Genomic DNA, 19,970 nt, shown 5'->3' on the forward strand with positions numbered 1-19,970 from the left:
CCGGAGGGGCCCTTTCGTTTCACCTGCGCCCTTGCGCGCTGCACATCGCATACGAGCTGACGACGGTGTCGGGCGACGCCATCAGCTCCAGGTAGCGGTCGAACTCGTCGTCGGACAACGGCAGCTTCGCGCGCACCTGACGCGCGGACGTGGCGAGCAGCCGGCAGCCCGGTGAGCCGCCCTCCCACTCCTGCACCTCACGCGACCCGCTGACGTCGTGCAGGCCGGTGTCGAGCAGCGCCTTCTCGATGCGCGCGCCCCAGGCCAGTTCCGCGCCTGCCTGTTCGAGCAACGTCAGCAGGGCGTTCTTCACGCGCATGATCAGCTTCGCGTCGTCGGGGTCACCCGTCTTCAGCACTTCGAGCGGGAGACAGTCGAACTCGTCGAGCACGAGCCAGCCACCGGGGCGCAACGCGTCGCGCAGCTTGCGCAGGACGGCGTCGCGGGCGGGGAGGTGGAACAGCACCAGCCGGGCGTGGACCAGGTCAAACGCGTTGCCGGGCAATATATTGGATACTACGTCGTGCTCCAGGACGGTGACGTTGTCGCGTTCCTCGAGCCGGGTGACGTCGATGTCGGTGACCGTCACGTGCCCGGACGGCGCGACGACGTCGGCGAGCCAGTTCGCCACCGATCCCCCGCCGCCCCCGACCTCGAGACACCGCCAGCCGTCGGCGATGCCGAGCTGCTCGACGCGGGCGAACGTGCCCGCGTCGAGCAGGGAGCTCAGCGCGTCGAACTGCGGATCGAGCAACTCACCGGTGTTGCCGAACAGGTACGTCCCCATTGTCCGATCATGGCAGGACCGGAGCGATCTCCTCAGCAGCTTCTGCACCAAACGCGCCACGAATGCGGGCGAGCGCCGAGTCGCGCTCGAGCACCCACTCCTGCGTGCCCACGGTTTCGAGCACCTCGACGGCGATCAGCGAACCGAGCTGAGCCGCGCGTTCGATGCTCAGGCCCGCGGCGATGCCTGCCAGGAAGCCCGCGCGGAAGCCGTCGCCGACACCGGTCGGGTCGGTCTTCGCGACCTCGGGGACCGCCGGGACGTGCAGCGAGAAGCCGGCCTTGTCGACGATCTCGACGCCCTTGGCACCGAGCGTGGTGATGCGCTTGCCGACGCGGCCGAGGACGTCGGCCTCGGTCCAGCCGGTCTTCTGCAGCAGCAGTTCCCACTCGTAGTCGTTGCTGAAGAGGTATTCGGCGCCCTCGATGAACGCGCGCGCCTGCTCGCCGTCCATGCGAGCCAGCTGCTGCGACGGGTCGACGGCGAACTTGAAGCCGCGCTGACGGCACTCCTCGGCGTGCCGGAGCATCGCGGCGGGGTCGTCGGGGCTGATGACGACGAGCTCGAGGTTCTCGACGCGGTTCGCGATCGGGGCCAGCTCGATGTTGCGCGCCTCGGCCATCGCACCCGCGTAGAAGGAGGCGATCTGGCACATGTCGTCGTCCGTCGTGCAGACGAACCGCGCGGTGTGCGCGACTTCGGACACGTACACGCCCGACGTGTCGACGCCGTGCCGCTCGAGCCACGAGCGGTAGTCGTCGAAGTCCTTGCCCACGGCGCCGACGAGCACCGGCCGCACCCCGAGGACACCGAGGCCGAACGCGATGTTCGCGCCGATACCACCGCGGCGGACTACGAGGTCGTCGACCAGGAAGCTCAGTGACACACGGTCGAGACGCTCCGCGACCAGCTGGTCCGCGAATCGACCCGGAAAGTGCATCAGATGGTCGGTCGCGATACTGCCGCACACGGCTACCGGCACGTCGGCTCCTCTTTCCTATTGCTCTGCGTGACAACTCACCCGGATGAGTGCAGCTGTGAAGACTACCGTTTGGTAGGGCTACCGCAGGTCAGACCGCCGTCATACGGTCAGCGCGTGACGATCCCTGAGGCGACCACGATGAGTGAGCTGATCGACGACTGTGCGCAGCTCCCCTTCGCTCTGACGCACCCCGAGCACCCCCTTCCCGCCCCGCGCGCAGCCGCGCCCTGGCAGGTCGACGAGCGGTGCGCCCACCAGGTCGAAGGCCTGGCCGAGTACGGCGTCTGAACCTCTGGGCTGCCGCCCAGTCCCCGGTTCACAGCGAAAGGCCGCGTTCCCGGTGCGGGAACGCGGCCTCGCGCGTTTGTTCGCCTTAGTGGAACGAGTCGCCGCAGGCGCACGACCCGCCGGCGTTCGGGTTGTCGATCGTGAAGCCCTGCTTCTCGATCGTGTCCACGAAGTCGATGACGGCACCTTCGACGTACGGCGCGCTCATGCGGTCAACGGCGACCTTCATACCGTTGAAGTCGACCAGCGCGTCACCGTCGAGCGAGCGCTCGTCGAAAAACAGCTGGTAGCGCAGACCAGCGCAACCGCCGGGCTGGACGGCGATGCGCAGGTGCATGTCGTCGCGGCCCTCCTGGTCGAGCAGCGCCTTCGCCTTGGAGGCGGCCGCATCGGTCAGCGTCACGCCGTGGCTGGGCGCCTCGGAGGTCGAAGCGGCATCCTGAGCGGTCGTCATGGCTCTCCTAAGAGGTCCTTTGCGGGCGGTTCGCCCATCAACAACACGGGCGTTCCCCGCTTTGTTCCACTTCCATGGTCCCACAACGGCGCCCCATGCCGAACGTCACGTGGACCACGCTCCGGCGATCCGATATATCAGTCGGTCCGCCTGCCGCTCACTCTTTTCGGAGCCGGATCGCGGGATGGATCTTCCGGTAGGAGTTCATCTGCTCGTCGCGGTGCTCGTCGAGCCGCTCCGGCTCGACCATCAGCAGTTCGCCGATCCGCGCGTCCGACCAGCCCTTCGCGCGAGCCGCGTCGATGAACCCCGCCTCGGACTGCGCCGCCATGATCCGCGCGTTGAAGATCGCGTGCAGCCAGATCTCCATCACCTCGTCCGGCGGCACCCCGCCCCGTTGCGCGGCGAGGTTCAGCCCCACCAGCTGGCTCGCCTTGAGCACCACCGTGCTCGCGTCGCCGAACTCGTCCTCAAGCCACGCGTCAACCCGCGCGCTCCGACCGTCAGGTCCCCCCATGTTCTCCATGGTGCCTGAGCGAGACCCTCTAACGGGACCACTGCCGGGCGACGTGCTGGGCCGTTGCAATGAGACTTTTGCGGGCGTCCGCAATCGACTGTTGCACAGAGCCGACGTGGTCGGACACCGAGTACGCCTCCTGGACGCCGGCTGCGCCCATCTCGCGGCGGCCGACGCTGACCTGGCCGGCGATGGCGATGCACGGGATGCCGCGTTCGGCGGCGCCGCCGGCGACGGCGGTGACGAGCTTGCCGCGCAGTGACTGCCAGTCGAAGCTGCCTTCGCCGGTGACGACGACGTCGGCGTCGTCGAGGGCGTCGTCGAGGCCGGTGAGCTCGCGGACCAGTCCGGCGCCGGACTGCACCGTCGCGCCCAGTGAAAGGAGGGCGGCGCCCAGTCCGCCAGCCGCTCCGGCGCCCGGTATATCGGATACGGGTTTGAGCACGTCCATCGCGGCGAGCTTGGCTTCGAGGCGTTCGACCGCTTCCGGGGAAGCGCCCTTCTGCGGGCCGAACGTGCCGGCGGCGCCGTGCGGGCCGAGGAGCGGGTTCTCGACGTCCGATGCAGCGACGAGCGATATATCAGTTAGGGAGACGCCGGAGTTGGATGCAGCGTCGGAGAGCGCGGCGAGCATGCCGGCGCCGCCGTCGGTCGTGCCGGAGCCGCCCAGGCCGACCGTTATGACATCGTTGTCAACCGCAGCTGCCGCGATGAGCTCGCCGACGCCTCGCGTTGTCGCCGTCTCGCAGGATTCCGGGCGGAGCTCTGCCGGGATGAGGTGCAGGCCACACGCTTCGGCGGACTCGATGTATGCGACGCGTCGACCGTCGGTGGGCACGCTGAGGTAGCGCGCCTCGACAGGCTTGCCGAGGGGGCCGGTAACGCTGATATATCGGATATCGCCGTCCAGCGCGGCGTGCAGGACGTCCACGAAGCCGGGGCCGCCGTCGGCCAGCGGGCGTTCGGTGATGGCGTCGTCGGGCTTGGCGTCGCGCCAGCCGGTGGCGATGGCGTCGGCGGCCTCGCGGGCGGTCAGGGTGCCGCCGAAGCAGTCCGGAGCGATGAGTACGCGCACCTCGCGAAAGGTACAGAAGAACCACTGTCCTACCCTTGTGCTGTGAGGTTCCTGCGCCGCAACTCCGCCGATACCGAAGCCCCGGCCACCGAGTCGACCGCCGAGGCCGCCGACTCCACCCGCACCGCGGGCAAGGGCAGGCCCACGCCCAAGCGGCGTGAGGCGCAGGGCAGGCGCACGGGTCCCGTTCCGCCGCCTCCCCGCACGCAGCGCGAGGCGTTCAAGCGCATGCGCGGCAACAAGGTGAGCAAGGAAGAGCGCCGTGCCGCGGCCGTCGAGCGTCGTCAGCGCATGATGGCGGGCGAGGACAAGTACCTGCTGCCGCGCGACCGCGGTCCGGTCAAGGCGTACATCCGCGACCTCGTCGACTCGCGCCGCAACCTCATGGGCCTGTTCATGCCGCTCGCGATCCTGGTGTTCGTGGCGCTGCTGACGCCGTCGCTGGCCGTGCAGCGGTACGCGACGCTGGCGACGACGTTCATGCTGATCGCGATGGTCATCGAGGGCCTCGTCCTCGGCCGGCTCGTGACGAAGAAGGTGCGGGCGAAGTTCCCGACCGAGCCGATCAAGGGCCTGTCGATCGGCTGGTACTCGTTCATCCGCGCGAGCCAGCTGCGTCGCCTTCGCGTCCCGAAGCCGCGCGTGAAGCCGGGCGAAGCCATCAAGTAAGTGCGCCGGAAGCAGCGCAGACTCCAACTGCCGGAGAAGCTGCGGTGGAACCACAACGAGTGGTACCGCCGCTGGCTGCTCCGGCAGTTGCCGTCTCGGGTCGAGTCCGCGCTCGACGTGGGCTGCGGTCTCGGCGATCTGGCGCGATCGATCAACGCCGACCAGGTGACCGCGATCGACGCCAGCGCGCGGATGATCGAGCGTGCGAGCGCGACCAGCCAGAGGATCGAGTGGATTCACGGCGACGTGCTCACCCACGACCTTGGGCGCTACGACGTCGTCACCGCCGAGGCGAGCTTGCACCACTTGCCGTTGCGAGAGGGTCTCACCAGGCTTGCCGGGCTGACCAAGCCGGGCGGGCTGCTGATCGTCGTCGGCCTGTACATGACGGCGACGAAGAGCGATCGGGCGATGGAGCTCGTGACGTTGCCCGCGAACGCCGTCGTCGGCATCGCCAAGGCCATCAACGGCACCGGCGGCAAGCCGCACGACACGGAGATGCCCGTGGTCATGACCGCGCCGACGTTGCCGGAGATCCGCGCGGCGGCACCGGAGATCGTGCCCGGCGCGCGGATCCGCAGGCACGTGTTCTGGCGGTACTCGCTGGTCTGGCGAGCACCCGAAGTTCATTAGCAGTACGAACGATTTCGGTTTAAGCTCCGATGTATGAAGTTCCGTCGACTCGGCCGCAGCGGCCTGTCCATCAGCGAGATCTCGTACGGCAACTGGCTCACTCACGGCTCGCAGGTTGAAGAAGACCAGGCGCACGCGTGTGTGAAGGCGGCCCTCGAGTCGGGCATCACGACCTTCGACACCGCCGACGTTTACGCGAACACCGCCGCGGAGTCGGTGCTCGGCCGTGCACTCAGGGGCGAGCGGCGCGAGTCGCTCGAGATCCTGACCAAGGTCTACTGGCCGACCGGTCCCGGCGGCCCCAACGACCGCGGGCTCGGCCGCAAGCACATCATGGAGTCGGCCAACGCGTCGCTGAAGCGCCTGCAGACCGACTACGTCGACCTGTACCAGGCCCACCGGTTCGACTACAGCGTGCCGCTGGAAGAGACGATGCTGGCGTTCGCCGACCTCGTCCGCCAGGGCAAGGTGCTCTACGTCGGTGTCTCCGAGTGGACCGCCGAGCAGATCACCCGCGGTGCCGCACTGGCCCGCGAGCTGCAGATCCCGTTCGTGTCGCACCAGCCGCAGTACTCGATGCTGTGGCGCGTCATCGAGCCGCAGGTCATCCCGGCCTGCGAGCGCGAGGGCCTCAGCCAGATCGTCTTCTCCCCCGTCGCGCAGGGCATCCTGACCGGCAAGTACCTGCCGGGCGCCGAGGTGCCGGAGGGCTCGCGGCTCGCCGACGCGCGCGGTTCGCAGATGATCGCGCGCTGGATGCGTGACGACGTCCTGAACGCCGTGCAGCAGCTCAAGCCGATCGCCGAAGAAATGGGCGTCACGATGGCGCAGCTCGCCGTCGCGTGGGTGCTCAAGAACCCGAACGTCGCGTCCGCGATCATCGGCGCGTCACGTCCGGAGCAGGTCTTCGAGAACGTCAAGGCGATCGACATCGTGCTCGACGACGACGTGCTCAAGCGGATTGACAACGTCCTCGAAGGCGTCATCACCGACGACCCGAGGCTCACTGCCCAGGGCTGAGCTAGCCGGCCGGGTGGAGGCTCATCGGGCCGTACACCTCTGATTCCGAGCGCAGCAGCGTGACCTGCTCGACCCCGGCGTCGAGCAGGTCACGCCACTCGGCGCTGAACCACTCCTCGGCGTCGGTCTGCTCGGCGAACGCCACGTCCGGTCCCGCGACGTCGCGGCCTTGTGCATCCTGGTAGCGCCAGCGGAACTCCATGGGACGAAGGCTAACTCTTGTCATCTCGCACGCTCGTGCTCGGCGGAGCGCGTTCCGGCAAGTCAGCGCACGCGGAAGGCCTGCTGACCGACGCGGCCGTGACTTACGTCGCAACCGCCCGCCGCTACCCCGACGACCCGGACTGGGACGCGCGCATCGCGTTGCACGTCGCCCGGCGTCCGTCCACTTGGCACACGGTCGAGGCGTCGGCCCCACCTGATCTGCCTGCACTGCTCACCGCGACGCAGTACGAGGACCCTCCGATCCTGGTCGACGACCTGTCGACGTGGCTGGTCGGTGTGCTGGACGACGCCGACGCCTGGGAAGGGCACGGCGCGAACTCGGTCGAGCGGAACGTCGACGAACTGGTGCGGTCCGTCGCCACGTGCCGCGCGCGACTCGTGCTCGTGACCGCGGAGGTCGGCCTCGGCGTTGTTCCGTCGACACGCTCAGGCAGACTCTTCCGCGATCACCTCGGTGCGCTCAACGCGCGCGTCGCCGAGGTGTGCGACGAGGTCATGCTGCTCGTCGCAGGCATTCCGTTGAGACTGCGATAGGAGCGACAGGGTGAGCACCGAGTTCCCGCCGGTTGAGCCGCCGGACGAGACCGTTCTGCGCGAGGCCGAGGCCCGGCACGCGGTGCTGACCAAGCCGGTCGGCTCGCTCGGCAGGCTCGAGGAGCTGGGCAACTGGATCGCGGCGTGCCAGGGCGTGGTGCCGCCGAAGCCGTTCGTGCGGCCTCGGGTTGTCGTCTTCGCTGGCGACCACGGCATCACGGCGCAGGGCGTGTCGGCGTACCCGAGCGAGGTGACCGGCCAGATGGTCGCGAACTTCCTGACCGGTGGCGCCGCGGTGAACGTGCTCGCGCAGGTCGCGGGCGCCACGGTGCGCGTGGTCGACATGGCCGTCGACGCGGACACCCCGGCTGCCGTCAGCACGCACAAGGTGCGGCGCTCGTCCGGGTCGATCGACCGCGAGGACGCGCTCACCCGCGAGGAGTGCGAGCTCGCGATCGCGGCCGGCCGTGCCATCGCGGACGAAGAGGTCGACGCGGGCGCCGACGTACTCGTCGCCGGTGACATGGGCATCGGCAACACGACTCCGGCTGCCGTGCTGATCGCGTCGCTGACCGGGTCTGAGCCCGTCGCGGTCGTCGGGCGCGGCACGGGCATCGACGACCACGCGTGGATGCGCAAGACGGCGGCGATCCGGGACTCGCTGCGCCGCGCTCGCCTGGTGATCAGCGACCCGATCGCGTTGCTCGCCACCGCCGGTGGTGCCGACCTGGCCGCGATGGCCGGGTTCCTGGCCCAGGCGGCGGTGCGCCGGACTCCGGTCGTGCTCGACGGCGTCGTCGTCGGTGCGGCCGCTGTCGTCGCCGAGGAACTGGCGCCGGGCGCGCGCGAGTGGTGGGTGGCTGGGCACCAGTCGGCCGAGCCCGCGCACGCGATCGCGCTCGGGCACCTGAACCTGAAGCCGCTGCTGGAGTTCGAGATGCGACTCGGCGAGGGTTCCGGTGCGGTGGCGGCGCTGCCGTTGCTGATCTCGGCGGTGAAGGTGCTCGCGGAGATGGCGACGTTCGAGAGCGCCGGCGTCACCAACAAGGAATGAAGCTTTGCCCAAATGAAACTGGCTCTGTCGTGGCTGACCGTCCTGCCGCTGCACGTCGACAACGTCGACCGCAAAGCGGCAGGGCGGGCCATCGCATGCACGCCAGTTGTCGGCGTTCTGCTCGGCGCGTTCGTCGTCGGCGTGCTCAAGCTGTTCGCAATATCCAATATATCGGCGCTCGTGGCAGGCTTCCTGGCCGTCGGCGTCGTCGCGCTGTGCACGCGCGGTATGCACCTTGATGGTCTTGCGGATACTGCAGACGGTCTGGGGTGCTACGGGCCGCCGGAGCGCGCGCTGCAGGTCATGAAGGACGGCGGCGCCGGGCCGTTCGGCGTCGTCACGTTGATCGTGGTGCTGGGGGCGCAGGCCGCCGCGCTCCCCCACGCGCACTGGGGCGTTGTCGTGCTCGCGTTCGCGACGAGCCGAGCCGCGTTCGGTGTCTGCTGTGTGCGAGGTGTGTCCGCCGCGCGTCCCGAAGGTTTGGGCGCGCTGGTCGCCGGTACACAGCATCCAATGCTCGTCGTCGGCACGTGGGTGGTGCTCGCCGCGGCGGCGGTTCCGCTCGGCTGGCGGGCGGTCGTCGCCGTCGTCGTCGCGGCAGCGCTGGTGTGGTTGCTGGTGCGGCACACCGGAAAGCGTTTCGGCGGCATCACCGGTGATGTGCTCGGTGCTGCCGCCGAAATCGCGCTTCTGGCAGTGCTCGTGATCGCTTAGCCCAGGGTGGTCATCCAGCCGTGGGGGTCGGCGACGTGGCCGTGCTGGAGGCCGGTCAGGCGCTCGCGCAGCTTCATCGTCACCGAACCCGTGCCACCGCCTGCGATGTCGAACTCGCCGCCGGCGTGCTTGACGTGACCGACCGGCGTGATGACCGCGGCCGTGCCACAGGCGAAGACCTCGGTGAGCTCACCGGAGGCGTTGGCCTTCTCCCACTCGTCGGTGGAGATGCGCCGCTCCTCCACGGACAGTCCGAGGTCCGAGGCCAGCTGCAGCAGCGAGCTGCGGGTGATGCCGGGCAGCAGCGTGCCGGTCAGCTCCGGGGTGACGACCTTGTCGCCGAAGACGAAGAACAGGTTCATGCCGCCCATCTCCTCGACCCAGCGGCGTTCCACCGCGTCGAGCCAGACGACCTGGTCGCAGCCCTTCTCGGCGGCCTGCGCCTGCGCCACGAGCGACGCGGCGTAGTTGCCGGCGAACTTGGCCGCGCCGGTGCCACCGGGGGCGGCGCGCACGTACTCGGTCGAGAGCCACACGCTCACCGGGCGGACGCCGCTCGCGAAGTAGGAGCCGGCGGGTGAGGCGATCAGCACGTAGAGGTACTCGGACGCGGGTCGCACGCCGAGGCCCTTCTCCGTGGAGATCATGAACGGCCGCAGGTAGAGGGACTCCTCCTCGGCCGACGGCACCCAGCGGCTGTCGACCGCGAGGATCTGCCGGACGGACTCCAGGAAGAGCTCGTCGGGAAGTTCGGGCATCGCCATGCGGCGGGCCGAGGAGCGGAAGCGCTCGGCGTTGGCCTCAGGGCGGAAGGACGCGATCGAACCGTCGGGCTGGCGGTAGGCCTTGAGCCCTTCGAAGATCGCTTGGCCGTAGTGCAGCACCATTGCCGCGGGGTCGAGTGAGAGAGAGCTGTAGGGGCCGACTTCGGCGTCGTGCCAGCCCTTCTCCCGGTTCCAGCGGATCGTCACCATGTGGTCGGTGAAGTGCTGCCCGAAGCCCGGCTTGGCAAGTACCTCCGCTACGCGCTCCGGGGTCGCCGGGTGCGGGTGGGGAGTCCGGGTGAAAGGCAACTCGCTCGTCATGTGAGCACGGTAACCCGCTGGTCGGGATACGGAAAATCGTCTTCTCAAAACTCGGACGTCCTACTAAGTCAGGCTCGTTAGAGTCTCCGGCCATGACCGAGGCGGAACGATCTTCGAAGGGTGCGGACGTCCGCACCGTGTTACAAGCCGCGCTGCTCGTTCTGGGCACCGGGATGACGTTGCTGGACGGCTGGGTGCTCGGCGGTGTCGGCGGTGTGGTGGGCGCCGTGTTCGCCGCGGCGATCTTCCTGGTCTGCTACTGGGCGATGACCAAGGACAGCGCGTCGACCAACGGCCGCATCATCGGGCTTGCGGTGTGCGTTGGCGTGACGCTGCTCGTTTTCCTCTCAGTGACGCTGTCAGCCCGATGAGTCCGGTGCCCGCGCCCAGCCCCGCGAGGGAGATGAGCAGCGCGGGCACCGGCGTGCTCATCGCGAGCAGCACCGAGAGCCCTAGTCCGAGGCAAGCCGTGCGCATCGGCCACGTGCGGTCGTTCTGCAGCAGCACTCGAGCCGACGCGTTGGTGAAGGCGTAGTAGAACAACGTCGCGCACGCCGCCACGCCGAGCGCGGTCGCCATCGGCATGAACGCGATCGCGAGAGCGGAACCCACGACGACGGCGAGAGTGAGCGCGCTCGGCTTGAGGCGCGACGGCAGGTCGCCGTCCTCGACGAGTCCCATCAACGTGCGGTGCGCGGACGAGAGAACGAAATGCAGTGCGGCCACACCGGCCACCGCTGCTGCGATCTGAACTAACGGCACCAACGCCGATGCGTCTGCTGCGACGAGTGCGTCTCGCAGTGGCGCGGGCGACAACGCGAGGCGCGCGCTGCCGAGCTGACGGAGTACACCGGCGCCCACGGCCAGATAGACCACGAAGGACAGTCCGATCAGGACTGGAATCGCGACCATCAGCACGGACGGCGAGTGCGGCTGCTCACCGCGTTGGGGCGCGGTGATGCGTTCGAAACCCGTGAACGCCATGAACATCAGGCCCGCGACGCCGACGAGCTCGTTGACCGTGCCCGTCTCCCCCGCCGACGGCACCGGTGCGATCGAGAAGCTCGACGCGATCACGAGGGCCAGCACACCGAGCACCACCAGCGACACGAGCACGCTGACACCCGCGCTGAAGCGGAACCCCACCGCGCCGAGCAGCGCCGTGCCCGCGACGAGGGCGAGCGCGCCGACCACCGGCTGGTCCGGCACCACGTACGCGCCGAACATCAACGCCACCGCCGCCGCCATCGCGCACCGGCCGAGCAGGTGGGCGCTCGCCGTCATCCGTGCGGGCCACACGCCGAGCTGCGCGCGCACATATCCGTAACCGCCACCGACGTCCGGGTAGGCGCGGGACTGGTCGGCGGTCGAGAAAGCACAGCACAGCGCGGCGAACGCGGAGATGGCCAGCGCCGGGAGCACCCACCAGCCCGCAAGGCTTGCTGCTGGGGCGAATCCGGCGAAGACCCCGGCACCGAGCACCGCGGGGAGACCGAGCGCGACCGTGGCAACGATCTCGCGAGGCTTGTGGGTCACGGGTACACATTCGCAGATGCGGCATCCGGTCGTAACCACCCGGTCGACTGATGCGCGAAATGGGCGAATCGCCACTGTGCGCAACTGTGAACGTCACTGATTGCGGCCGAACGGGGCGGGCAACGGCGTTAGTGGACAGTCGGACCTTTAGCATAGGTCACGATTCCGAGCACCCCTACCACGCACAACCCTGGAGCAGCACGTGACAGCCCCGAAGCTGGCCCTCACCGAAGGTGACCTGAGCACCACCGCCGCGGACGCAGTCGTCGTGGGCACCCTGCAGGGTGCGGACGGTCTGGAGCTCGCCCCCGGTGCCGAAGCTGTCAGCGCCGCGTTCGACGGCGCACTGCTCGAGGTGCTCGGGACCCTGCGCGCGACCGGCAAGGCCGACGAGCTCGTGAAGGTGCCGACGTTCGGCAAGCTGGCCGCCCCGCTCGTGCTGGCCGTCGGCCTCGGCAAGACCGCCGGCGAGGAGCAGGTGCGCCGCGCGTCCGGTGTCGCCGCCCGCGCACTGGCCGGCAAGAAGCGCGCGCTCAACACGCTGGCTTCGCTGCACGTCGCCGCCGCCGCTGAGGGCACGCTGCTCGGTGCCTACTCGTTCACCGAGTACAAGTCGGAGAAGGGTGAGGGCCCGGTCGCGAAGGTCGACCTCATCGCCGCCGGCTCGAAGGAGAACAAGGCCGCGCTGAAGGCCGCCGTCGCGATCGCCGAGGCCGTCGCCATCGCGCGCGACTTCATCAACACCCCGCCGAACGACCTCTACCCCGCCTCGTTCGCCGACCGCGCCGCCAAGCTCGCCACCGCCGCCGGTCTCGACGTCGAGGTGCTCGACGAGAAGGCGCTCAAGAAGCAGGGCTTCGGCGGCATCCTGGGCGTCGGCGGCGGTTCGTCGCGCCAGCCGCGGCTCGTGCGGATCTCGTACAAGGGCGCCAAGGCCACCAAGAAGGTCGCGCTGGTCGGCAAGGGCATCACCTTCGACACCGGCGGCATCTCGATCAAGCCGGCCGCGAACATGGACGAGATGACCTCGGACATGTCCGGCGCCGCCGCGATCGTCGCCACCATGGTGCTCGCCGCGAAGCTCAAGTACCCGCTGGAGATCATCGCGTCGATCCCGATGGCGGAGAACATGCCGTCCGGCGACGCCTACCGCCCCGGCGACGTGCTGACCATGTACGGCGGCAAGACCGTCGAGGTGCTCAACACCGACGCCGAGGGCCGGCTGATCCTGTCCGACGCCATCGTGCGCGCGTGCGAGGACGGCCCTGACTACCTGATCGAGACCGCGACCCTGACCGGCGCGCAGGTCGTCGCCCTGGGCAAGCGCACCTCGGGCGTCATGGGCTCCGACGAGTTCCGCGACCGCGTGGCGGCCATCGGCACCGCGGTCGGCGAGTCGGCGTGGCCGATGCCGCTGCCGGAGGAGCTCCGCGCGGACCTCGACTCGCGCCTGGCCGACCTGGCCAACGTCACCGGGCACCGGTGGGGCGGCATGCTCGCGGCCGGCCTGTTCCTGCGCGAGTTCGTGGCCGAGGGCGTGCAGTGGGCGCACATCGACATCGCCGGCCCGGCGTACCACACGGGTGGCCCGTACGGGTACACCGCGAAGGGCGGCACCGGCGTTCCGGTGCGGACCATCGCGGCGGTGCTCGCGGACATCGCGGCCAACGGCTGACCCAGCTGTTTCGACACGGGCGGGGTTCCTCCGGGAACTCCGCCCGTTCGCGTTTCCCGTCCAGCGCGCACGGCCTTAGCAACGAGTGTTTTGCGGACGAAGTCCAAAGAGCCATTGCTAAGGCGCAGGTCAGCGGGGTGAGTGGAACTGATATATCGGTTTGGGTTGGCCATGGAGGTGGCGCGGTCGGGTGGCGGCTGAACGGAGACACGTGTCTCACGGGGCTAGGTCGGCGCGGCCCGTGAGAGGAGTATTTCCACATGGGGACGCATCAGTACGAGGTCGACGTCGTCTGGACCGGCAACACCGGGAGCGGGACTTCCGGGTACAAGAGCTACGAGCGGGCGCACGAGGTTCGCGCTGAGGGCAAGGAGCTGATCCTCGGGTCGTCGGATCCGTCGTTCCGGGGTGACCGGAGCAGGTACAACCCCGAGGAGCTGCTCGTCGCGTCGCTGTCGCAGTGCCACATGCTTTGGTACCTGCACCTCGCGTCGGTCAACGGCGTGGTCGTCACCGGCTACCGCGATCACGCAACCGGGACGATGGCCGAGCACCCCGACGGGTCCGGGCGGTTCACCGAGGTGACGTTGAACCCCGTCGTGACCGTTGCCGATCCCGCGACCAGGGAGACGGCGCAGGCGTTGCACGAGAAGGCGCACTCGATGTGCTTCATCGCGGCGAGCGTCAATTTTCCGGTGCGCCACGAACCGACGGTGCTGGTTTAGAGATCGCCGGCGGCCTTTTTGCGCGCGGTGTAGTCGCGCATGCGCTTCGGGTAGCCGACGATGCCGGCGTCGTAGATCGGCATGCCGAGTTTGCGGGCGAACGAACGCGCGGCATCAGGGGACGCGACTCGGCGGCGGGTCCACTCGCCGTCGTGAGCGACCAGGACCACAGTGGTTTCGGTCACCGTGGTCTTCGGTTCCACGTAGGCCTCGACACCGTGGCGGCTCTTCGTCCACTGCTCGAGGTGGCTCGTGTCCTGGTTGGAGGCGGTCCGCAGCACGCCAGGGCGCGGCTTCCTGCGAAAACGATCGAACAGCCCCATCGAGCACCTCCACGGCTTCCCTCCACCATGGTGCCAGGTGAGGGTGTTATGAGTAGGTGAATGATCAGAACGGGGCGTGGTGTCCTATGCCGGATCACCATGCTCCGGGAACTAGTGACAAGATGGCCGCGTACCTCGCGCGCACCCGCGCGTAGTAAGTAATCCCGAGGAGATCCGAAGTGACTTCGCCGGAACTGGATTCGGCCACCAACGCCGATCTCGTGATCCTCGGCGGTGGATCGGGTGGCTACGCCTGCGCGTTCCGCGCGGCCGAGCTCGGCCTGTCCGTCGTCCTGGTCGAGAAGGACAAGCTGGGTGGCACGTGCCTGCACCGCGGCTGCATCCCGACCAAGGCGCTGCTGCACGCGGCCGAGGTCGCGGACAACGCCCGCGAAGGCGACCAGTTCGGTGTGAAGAGCTCGCTCGAGGGCATCGACATCGCCGGTGTCAACTCGTACAAGGACGGCGTGATCTCGCGGCTCTACAAGGGCCTGCAGGGTCTGGCGAAGGCCAACAAGGTCACCATGGTCGAGGGTGCCGGCACGTTCGTCGGCCCGAACACCGTCGTCGTGAACGGTCAGCGCTACACGGGCAAGAACGTGGTGCTCGCAACCGGTTCGTACGCCCGCAGCCTGCCCGGTCTGGAGATCGGCGGCCGCGTGATCACCAGCGACCAGGCGCTCAACCTGGACTTCATCCCGGAGAAGGTCGTCGTCCTCGGCGGCGGCGTCATCGGCGTGGAGTTCGCGAGCGTGTGGCGGTCGTTCGGCGCGGACGTGACCATCGTCGAGGCCCTGCCCCGCCTGGTGCCGGCCGAGGACGAGTACGCGTCCAAGCAGCTCGAGCGCGCCTTCCGCAAGCGCGGCATCAAGTTCAAGACCGGCGTGAAGTTCACCGGCGCCACCCAGACCGACTCGGGCGTGTCCGTCACGCTGGAGAACGGCGACGTCCTCGACGCCGACCTGCTGCTGGTCGCGGTCGGCCGCGGCCCGAACAGCGCGGGCCACGGCTACGAGGAAGCCGGCATCAAGATCGACCGCGGGTTCGTCCTCACCGACGAGCGCCTGCGCACGAACCTGCCGAACGTGTACGCGGTCGGCGACATCGTGCCTGGCCTGCAGCTCGCGCACCGCGGTTTCCAGCAGGGCATCTTCGTGGCCGAGGAGATCGCCGGCCAGAACCCGAAGGTGATCGACGAGGCGGGCATCCCGCGCGTCACCTACTGCAAGCCCGAGGTCGCTTCCGTCGGTCTCACCGAGGCCGCGGCCAAGGAGAAGTACGGGTCCGCCGAGGTGTTCATCTACGACCTCGCGGGCAACGGCAAGAGCCAGATCCTCAAGACCGCTGGTGGCGTGAAGCTCGTCAAGGCTCCCGACGGCCCGGTCGTCGGCGTCACCATGGTCGGCGAACGCGTCGGCGAGCTCATCGGTGAGGCCCAGCTGATCTACAGCTGGGAGGCTTACCCGGAGGACGTGGCTCCGCTGATCCACGCCCACCCGACCCAGACTGAAGCCCTCGGCGAGGCCTTCCTCGCCCTGGCCGGCAAGCCGCTGCACGTGCACGGCTGACCGTTCCCCATCCAAGTCAGCCACACGAGAGCACGAGGAGTCAGCGAACAATGGCCTTCTCCGTCCAGATGCCCGCACTCGGTGAGAGCGTCACCGAGGGCACGGTCACCCGGTGGTTGAAGCAGGAAGGCGACCGGGTGGAGGTGGACGAGCCGTTGCTCGAGGTGTCCACCGACAAGGTCGACACCGAGATCCCGTCCCCGGCGGCGGGCGTCCTGCAGAAGATCGTCGCGCAGGAGGACGACACCGTCGAGGTCGGCGGCGAGCTCGCGGTCATCGGTGACGGTGACGGCGGTTCCGCCGCGCCGGCGCCTGCTCCCGCCCAGGAGTCCGCGCCCCAGGAAACGGCGCAGCCTCAGCAGACGCAGCCGTCCGCGCCGCCCGCCGAGGAAGCCGCTCCCGCCCCGGCCCCTGCTCAGTCCGGTGGCTCGGCCGAGGGCACCGACGTGACGATGCCCGCGCTCGGCGAGTCCGTCACCGAGGGCACCGTCACCCGCTGGCTGAAGCAGGTCGGCGACAGCGTCGAGGTCGACGAGCCGCTGCTCGAGGTCTCGACCGACAAGGTCGACACCGAGATCCCGTCGCCGGTCGCGGGCACGCTGCTCGAGATCAGCGCCGGTGAAGACGAGACCGTCGAGGTCGGCGGCAAGCTCGCCGTCATCGGTTCGGGCAGCCCGGCTCCGGCCGCCGCTCCCGCCCCGGCCCCGGCGCCCGCTCCGGCTGCTCCGGCACCGGCACCGCAGGCCGCTCCGGCTCCTGCCGCGCCGACCCCGGCTCCCGCGCCGGCCCCGCAGGCTGCTCCGGCCGCGCCCGCCGCGCCTGCCGGCGACGACGCGAACGGCACGCCGTACGTCACGCCGCTCGTGCGCAAGCTCGCGTCGGAGAACGGCATCGACCTGGGCTCGCTGAAGGGCACCGGCGTCGGTGGCCGCATCCGCAAGCAGGACGTGCTGGCCGCGGTCGAGGCCAAGAAGGCCCCGGCTCCCGCGCCCGCCGCTGCTCCGGCTGCCACCGCTCCCGCCGCCCGCACCGCGACCGCCCCGGCCGTCGACAACTCGGGCAAGCGCGGCACCGTGCAGAAGCTCCCGCGGCTGCGCCAGATCGTCGCGCAGCGCACGCGCGAGTCGCTGCAGATGTCGGCCCAGCTCACCCAGGTGTTCGAGGTCGACGTCACCAAGATCGCCCGCCTGCGCAACCAGGCGAAGAAGGCGTTCGAGGCGCGTGAGGGCGCGAAGCTCACGTTCCTGCCGTTCTTCGCGAAGGCCGCCATCGAGGCCCTCAAGGCCCACCCGGTGCTCAACGCGTCGATCGACGAGGAGCGCAAGGAGGTCACCTACCACGGTGCCGAGCACCTCGGTCTGGCGATCGACACGGAGCGCGGCCTGCTCAACGCCGTGATCCACAACGCCGGTGACCTGAACCTGTCGGGCATCGCCCACAAGATCGGTGACCTGGCGGCGCGCGCCCGTTCGAACAAGCTCACGCCGGACGAGCTCACCGGTGGCACGTTCTCGCTGACCAACCTGGGCAGCAACGGCGCGCTCTTCGACACCCCGATCATCCAGCAGCCGCAGGTCGGCATCCTGGGCGTCGGTGTGGTGAAGAAGCGTCCGGTCGTCATCACCGACGAGGCCGGCGACGACACCATCGCGATCCGCTCGATGATGTACCTCGCGCTCACCTACGACCACCGTCTGGTCGACGGTGCCGACGCGGGCCGCTTCCTCACGACGGTCAAGAACCGTCTCGAGGAGGGCGCGTTCGAGGCCGACCTCGGTCTCTGACCAGCGCTGATATCCAATATATTGGCGACTGATCGCTGATATGTCGGATATCGCTGACGAGTGTGATCGAAGGCCACCCCGGTTTGCCGGGGTGGCCTTCGGCACATCCTGAGTCCGGTATGTGATGTGCGGCTGTGCACGCGATGGTTGAGTGGGGAACGATCTACCTATGCGAGTTGTCATCGCGGGATCGTCGGGACTGATCGGGACGAGCCTGGTGGCGTCGATGCGCGCCGCCGGTCACGAGGTGCTGCGGCTGGTGCGCCGCAAGGCCGCCGCGCCGGACGAACGCGGCTGGGACCCGTACGCCGGGCGCATCGACGACGGCACGTTCGACGGTGTCGACGCCGTCATCAACCTGTGCGGCGCGGGCATCGGCGACAAGCGGTGGGACGACGCGCGCAAGCAGGTGCTGCACGACAGCCGGATCGTGCCGGCCGAGGTGTTGTCGGCGGCGGTCGTCGAGCACGACGTGCCCACGCTCGTCAGTGCGTCGGGCGCCCACTTCTACGGCGACACCGGCTCGCGGCTCGCGGACGAGGACGCGCCGGGCGGACACACGTTCATGTCGCGGCTGACCCAGGACTGGGAGGCGGCGACGTCCGTGGCGCAGAAGGGTGGCGTCCGCGTCGTGCTGATGCGCACCGCCGTCGTGATCTCGCCATCGGGTGGTGTGTTCGGTCGGCTGAAGCCGGTCTTCCAGTTGTTCCTCGGCGGCAAGCTCGGCACCGGCGAGCAGTTCTTCCCGTGGGTGTCGCTGGATGACGTCGTGTCCGCCTACCGGTTCGTCACCGAGCACGACGACATCACCGGGCCGGTGAACGTGGCCGGGCCGACGCCGGTGACGAACGCCGAGTTCACCAAGGCCGTCGGAACGGCACTGCGCCGGCCGACGCCGTGGGTGGTGCCGGCGTTCGCGCTGAAGACGTTGCTCGGCGCCGAGATGGCGCAGGAGCTGCTGCTGAGCGGGCCGGGGCTGACGCCGAAGGCGCTGGAGAGCCACGGGTTCCAGTTCATGCACCCGGCGTTGCCGTCCGCGCTGAACGCGGCGGTCGCATGACTCGTGTCCTCGCCGCGGTGCTGATGATCTCGTGGATCCTGCTGGGAATGCCCGAGGTCACCTGGCTCGACACGTGGGTGCACGAGTCGTTGCCCCGCCCGGAGTGGCTGCGGGCGACCGCGTACGTCGTGAGCCTGATCCTCGGGCCGACGATCGGGTGGGCGTTCGCGGCGGTGTTGTTCGTGCTGGCGTGGCGGCGGCGCGATCTGCGGTTGTGGAAGGCGCTGGCGGTGCACGGGCTGTGCTGCGCGACGGTGCTGGTGCGGTGGCTGTTCGACCGCGTCCGGCCCGTCGAGTACCACCTGCCCAGCTACCCGAGCGGGCACACGGTGGCGGTCGCGTCGGTCGGTTTCACGATGGTCGTCCTGCTGAGGCGCGGCGTGCTGTGGGCTGTGCTGGCAGTGCTCGTGGCCGGCATCGCCAGGGTCGTGCTCGAGATGCACTGGGTCACCGACGTCATCGGCGCGGCGCTGGGTGTGACGGGCGTGGGACTCGTGGCAGCACTGCTCCTGGGGTTGGTAACGTCGGGTCGTGAACTCGTGCCGCACCTCGTCAGACCCCGTCGCGATCCGTGAGCTGGGCCTCATCGACTACATGGCGGCGTGGGACCTGCAGAAGGAGCTCGCGGAGGCACGCGCGGCCGGCCCAGGGCCGGACACCCTGCTCCTGCTCGAACACCCGCCGGTCTACACGTGCGGCCGGCGCACCCTCGAGGAGGAACGCCCGCGCGGTGGCGACACCCCGGTCATCGACGTCGACCGCGGCGGCAAGATCACCTGGCACGGACCCGGTCAGCTGGTCGGCTACCCGATCGTGAAGCTGACCGACCCGATCGACGTCGTGGAGTACGTGCGGCGCATCGAGCAGGGCCTGATCGACGTGTGCGACCAGCTCGGCGTGCACACCGGCCGGGTCGAGGGCCGCAGCGGCGTGTGGCTGCCCGCCGACGACCGCGGCCCGGAGCGCAAGGTCGCCGCGATCGGCATCCGCGTGCAGCGCGGCGTGACCATGCACGGCTTCGAGATCAACTGCAACGCGAGCCTCGACGCGTTCGGCGACATCATCCCGTGCGGCATCAAGGACGCGGGCGTCGCTTCCCTCTCGCACGAGCTGCGCCGGGACGTCACAGTGGCCGAAGTGCTGCCGATGGCCCGTGACGCTGTGCTTGCGGCGCTCGAGGGAACGCTCCCCCTGACGGACCGCACTTTGACCCGCACTGGACCCGTCGCGCCGGGGATCACCTTCGCTAGCATTCCGTAGCC

General features: G+C 69.2%; 24 protein-coding genes. 15 read left to right on the forward strand and 9 right to left on the reverse strand.

The annotated features are described in order from the left end of the window. Positions 1–19: 19 nt before the first annotated feature. Positions 20–787, reverse strand: coding sequence for a class I SAM-dependent methyltransferase (locus DI276_RS13015; RefSeq protein WP_112263550.1), 768 nt, complete (start codon positions 785–787; stop codon positions 20–22). 7 nt (positions 788–794) lie between these two features. Continuing rightward, entirely contained in the window at positions 795–1,727 is a 933-nt protein-coding gene (locus DI276_RS13020; RefSeq protein WP_112263815.1) for a carbohydrate kinase family protein, read from the reverse strand. A gap of 156 nt (positions 1,728–1,883) precedes the next feature. Between DI276_RS13020 and DI276_RS49890 the strand changes: the two genes are divergently transcribed. Continuing rightward, positions 1,884–2,057 (forward strand): hypothetical protein, encoded by a 174-nt coding sequence (locus DI276_RS49890; protein ID WP_157984678.1) that lies wholly within the window; start codon positions 1,884–1,886, stop codon positions 2,055–2,057. An 85-nt stretch (positions 2,058–2,142) separates the two neighbouring features. Here the strand turns inward: DI276_RS49890 and DI276_RS13025 are convergent, their stop codons facing one another. The 3 genes from DI276_RS13025 to DI276_RS13035 all read right to left on the reverse strand — a co-directional run bounded on the left by DI276_RS13025 (position 2,143) and on the right by DI276_RS13035 (position 4,103). Continuing rightward, on the reverse strand, positions 2,143–2,511 hold the full coding sequence (locus DI276_RS13025; protein WP_112263551.1) for a HesB/IscA family protein: 369 nt from the start codon (positions 2,509–2,511) through the stop codon (positions 2,143–2,145). A 157-nt stretch (positions 2,512–2,668) separates the two neighbouring features. After that, positions 2,669–3,028 carry a hypothetical protein gene (locus tag DI276_RS13030; RefSeq protein ID WP_157984679.1) on the reverse strand — a complete coding sequence of 120 codons (360 nt, stop codon included), beginning with the start codon at positions 3,026–3,028 and terminating at the stop codon, positions 2,669–2,671. A 28-nt stretch (positions 3,029–3,056) separates the two neighbouring features. Beyond that, positions 3,057–4,103, reverse strand: coding sequence for a glycerate kinase family protein (locus DI276_RS13035; RefSeq protein WP_112263553.1), 1,047 nt, complete (start codon positions 4,101–4,103; stop codon positions 3,057–3,059). A gap of 42 nt (positions 4,104–4,145) precedes the next feature. Here DI276_RS13035 and DI276_RS13040 point away from each other — a divergent pair, with 42 nt between their 5' ends. From DI276_RS13040 to DI276_RS13050, 3 genes are read left to right on the forward strand one after another with little or no spacing between them, the layout of a single operon-like run. Beyond that, a complete protein-coding gene (locus DI276_RS13040; RefSeq protein ID WP_112263554.1) occupies positions 4,146–4,772 on the forward strand; it encodes a DUF3043 domain-containing protein in 627 nt (208 codons plus the stop codon). Beyond that, a complete protein-coding gene (locus DI276_RS13045; protein WP_112263555.1) occupies positions 4,773–5,405 on the forward strand; it encodes a class I SAM-dependent methyltransferase in 633 nt (210 codons plus the stop codon). Positions 5,406–5,438: 33 nt separating this feature from the next. Next, positions 5,439–6,425, forward strand: a complete 987-nt coding sequence (locus DI276_RS13050) for an aldo/keto reductase family protein (RefSeq protein ID WP_112263556.1) — start codon at positions 5,439–5,441, stop codon at positions 6,423–6,425. A gap of 1 nt (position 6,426) precedes the next feature. On the opposite strand, the gene DI276_RS13055 is transcribed toward DI276_RS13050, so the two are convergent. Next, entirely contained in the window at positions 6,427–6,627 is a 201-nt protein-coding gene (locus tag DI276_RS13055; protein ID WP_112263557.1) for a hypothetical protein, read from the reverse strand. Between the two features lie 17 nt (positions 6,628–6,644). On the opposite strand from DI276_RS13055, the gene cobU reads away from it, so the two are divergent. The 3 genes from cobU to cobS are packed head-to-tail and all read left to right on the forward strand — an operon-like array spanning position 6,645 to position 8,952. After that, positions 6,645–7,184: a bifunctional adenosylcobinamide kinase/adenosylcobinamide-phosphate guanylyltransferase gene (gene cobU / locus DI276_RS13060; RefSeq protein WP_112263558.1), complete on the forward strand. Its 540-nt coding sequence runs from the start codon at positions 6,645–6,647 to the stop codon at positions 7,182–7,184. Between the two features lie 10 nt (positions 7,185–7,194). After that, the gene (cobT, locus tag DI276_RS13065) at positions 7,195–8,238 is read left to right on the forward strand and encodes a nicotinate-nucleotide--dimethylbenzimidazole phosphoribosyltransferase (RefSeq protein WP_112263559.1); all 1,044 of its coding nucleotides are present in this window, start codon (positions 7,195–7,197) and stop codon (positions 8,236–8,238) included. Between the two features lie 12 nt (positions 8,239–8,250). Further along, positions 8,251–8,952: an adenosylcobinamide-GDP ribazoletransferase gene (gene cobS / locus DI276_RS13070; RefSeq protein ID WP_112263560.1), complete on the forward strand. Its 702-nt coding sequence runs from the start codon at positions 8,251–8,253 to the stop codon at positions 8,950–8,952. Here cobS and DI276_RS13075 read toward each other — a convergent pair. Next, positions 8,949–10,037 carry a branched-chain amino acid aminotransferase gene (locus tag DI276_RS13075; protein ID WP_112263561.1) on the reverse strand — a complete coding sequence of 363 codons (1,089 nt, stop codon included), beginning with the start codon at positions 10,035–10,037 and terminating at the stop codon, positions 8,949–8,951. The two genes, cobS and DI276_RS13075, sit on opposite strands and share 4 nt — an antisense overlap. Positions 10,038–10,129: 92 nt before the next feature. On the opposite strand from DI276_RS13075, the gene DI276_RS13080 reads away from it, so the two are divergent. After that, entirely contained in the window at positions 10,130–10,408 is a 279-nt protein-coding gene (locus DI276_RS13080; RefSeq protein ID WP_112263562.1) for a hypothetical protein, read from the forward strand. On the opposite strand, the gene DI276_RS13085 is transcribed toward DI276_RS13080, so the two are convergent. After that, on the reverse strand, positions 10,338–11,573 hold the full coding sequence (locus tag DI276_RS13085; RefSeq protein WP_157984680.1) for an APC family permease: 1,236 nt from the start codon (positions 11,571–11,573) through the stop codon (positions 10,338–10,340). The genes DI276_RS13080 and DI276_RS13085 overlap by 71 nt on opposite strands. 202 nt (positions 11,574–11,775) lie before the next feature. Between DI276_RS13085 and DI276_RS13090 the strand changes: the two genes are divergently transcribed. Further along, positions 11,776–13,248, forward strand: coding sequence for a leucyl aminopeptidase (locus DI276_RS13090; RefSeq protein ID WP_112263564.1), 1,473 nt, complete (start codon positions 11,776–11,778; stop codon positions 13,246–13,248). A gap of 260 nt (positions 13,249–13,508) precedes the next feature. Then, a complete protein-coding gene (locus tag DI276_RS13095) occupies positions 13,509–13,973 on the forward strand; it encodes an OsmC family protein (RefSeq protein WP_112263565.1) in 465 nt (154 codons plus the stop codon). Here the strand turns inward: DI276_RS13095 and DI276_RS13100 are convergent. Beyond that, a complete protein-coding gene (locus tag DI276_RS13100; RefSeq protein ID WP_112263566.1) occupies positions 13,970–14,296 on the reverse strand; it encodes an oxidoreductase in 327 nt (108 codons plus the stop codon). The two genes, DI276_RS13095 and DI276_RS13100, sit on opposite strands and share 4 nt — an antisense overlap. A 179-nt stretch (positions 14,297–14,475) precedes the next feature. Between DI276_RS13100 and lpdA the strand changes: the two genes are divergently transcribed. From lpdA to lipB, 5 genes are all read left to right on the forward strand, one after another. After that, positions 14,476–15,864: a dihydrolipoyl dehydrogenase gene (gene lpdA, locus DI276_RS13105; RefSeq protein ID WP_232836628.1), complete on the forward strand. Its 1,389-nt coding sequence runs from the start codon at positions 14,476–14,478 to the stop codon at positions 15,862–15,864. Between the two features lie 50 nt (positions 15,865–15,914). Then, positions 15,915–17,648, forward strand: a complete 1,734-nt coding sequence (gene sucB / locus DI276_RS13110) for a 2-oxoglutarate dehydrogenase, E2 component, dihydrolipoamide succinyltransferase (protein WP_112263567.1) — start codon at positions 15,915–15,917, stop codon at positions 17,646–17,648. Positions 17,649–17,817: 169 nt separating this feature from the next. Next, on the forward strand, positions 17,818–18,708 hold the full coding sequence (locus DI276_RS13115; protein ID WP_112263568.1) for a TIGR01777 family oxidoreductase: 891 nt from the start codon (positions 17,818–17,820) through the stop codon (positions 18,706–18,708). Continuing rightward, a complete protein-coding gene (locus DI276_RS13120; RefSeq protein WP_112263569.1) occupies positions 18,705–19,283 on the forward strand; it encodes a phosphatase PAP2 family protein in 579 nt (192 codons plus the stop codon). Before DI276_RS13115 ends, DI276_RS13120 begins: the two co-directional genes overlap by 4 nt. Further along, positions 19,240–19,968, forward strand: a complete 729-nt coding sequence (gene lipB, locus DI276_RS13125) for a lipoyl(octanoyl) transferase LipB (RefSeq protein WP_112263570.1) — start codon at positions 19,240–19,242, stop codon at positions 19,966–19,968. Before DI276_RS13120 ends, lipB begins: the two co-directional genes overlap by 44 nt. Positions 19,969–19,970 lie beyond the last annotated feature (2 nt).

It is taken from the genome of Lentzea terrae, from assembly GCF_003265345.1.
Lineage (GTDB): Bacteria > Actinomycetota > Actinomycetes > Mycobacteriales > Pseudonocardiaceae > Lentzea > Lentzea terrae.

Bases quoted from the DNA above. Each gene is read 5' to 3' on its own strand.
- DI276_RS13015 (WP_112263550.1), bottom strand. From the start codon at position 787: ATGGGGACGTACCTGTTCGGCAACACCGGTGAGTTGCTCGATCCGCAG.
- DI276_RS13020 (WP_112263815.1), bottom strand. From the start codon at position 1,727: ATGCACTTTCCGGGTCGATTCGCGGACCAGCTGGTCGCGGAGCGTCTC.
- DI276_RS13025 (WP_112263551.1), bottom strand. From the start codon at position 2,511: ATGACGACCGCTCAGGATGCCGCTTCGACCTCCGAGGCGCCCAGCCAC.
- DI276_RS13030 (WP_157984679.1), bottom strand. From the start codon at position 3,028: ATGGGGGGACCTGACGGTCGGAGCGCGCGGGTTGACGCGTGGCTTGAG.
- DI276_RS13050 (WP_112263556.1), top strand. From the start codon at position 5,439: ATGAAGTTCCGTCGACTCGGCCGCAGCGGCCTGTCCATCAGCGAGATC.
- DI276_RS13055 (WP_112263557.1), bottom strand. From the start codon at position 6,627: ATGGAGTTCCGCTGGCGCTACCAGGATGCACAAGGCCGCGACGTCGCG.
- cobS (WP_112263560.1), top strand. From the start codon at position 8,251: ATGAAACTGGCTCTGTCGTGGCTGACCGTCCTGCCGCTGCACGTCGAC.
- DI276_RS13075 (WP_112263561.1), bottom strand. From the start codon at position 10,037: ATGACGAGCGAGTTGCCTTTCACCCGGACTCCCCACCCGCACCCGGCG.
- DI276_RS13080 (WP_112263562.1), top strand. From the start codon at position 10,130: ATGACCGAGGCGGAACGATCTTCGAAGGGTGCGGACGTCCGCACCGTG.
- DI276_RS13095 (WP_112263565.1), top strand. From the start codon at position 13,509: ATGGGGACGCATCAGTACGAGGTCGACGTCGTCTGGACCGGCAACACC.
- DI276_RS13100 (WP_112263566.1), bottom strand. From the start codon at position 14,296: ATGGGGCTGTTCGATCGTTTTCGCAGGAAGCCGCGCCCTGGCGTGCTG.
- sucB (WP_112263567.1), top strand. From the start codon at position 15,915: ATGGCCTTCTCCGTCCAGATGCCCGCACTCGGTGAGAGCGTCACCGAG.
- DI276_RS13115 (WP_112263568.1), top strand. From the start codon at position 17,818: ATGCGAGTTGTCATCGCGGGATCGTCGGGACTGATCGGGACGAGCCTG.
- DI276_RS13120 (WP_112263569.1), top strand. From the start codon at position 18,705: ATGACTCGTGTCCTCGCCGCGGTGCTGATGATCTCGTGGATCCTGCTG.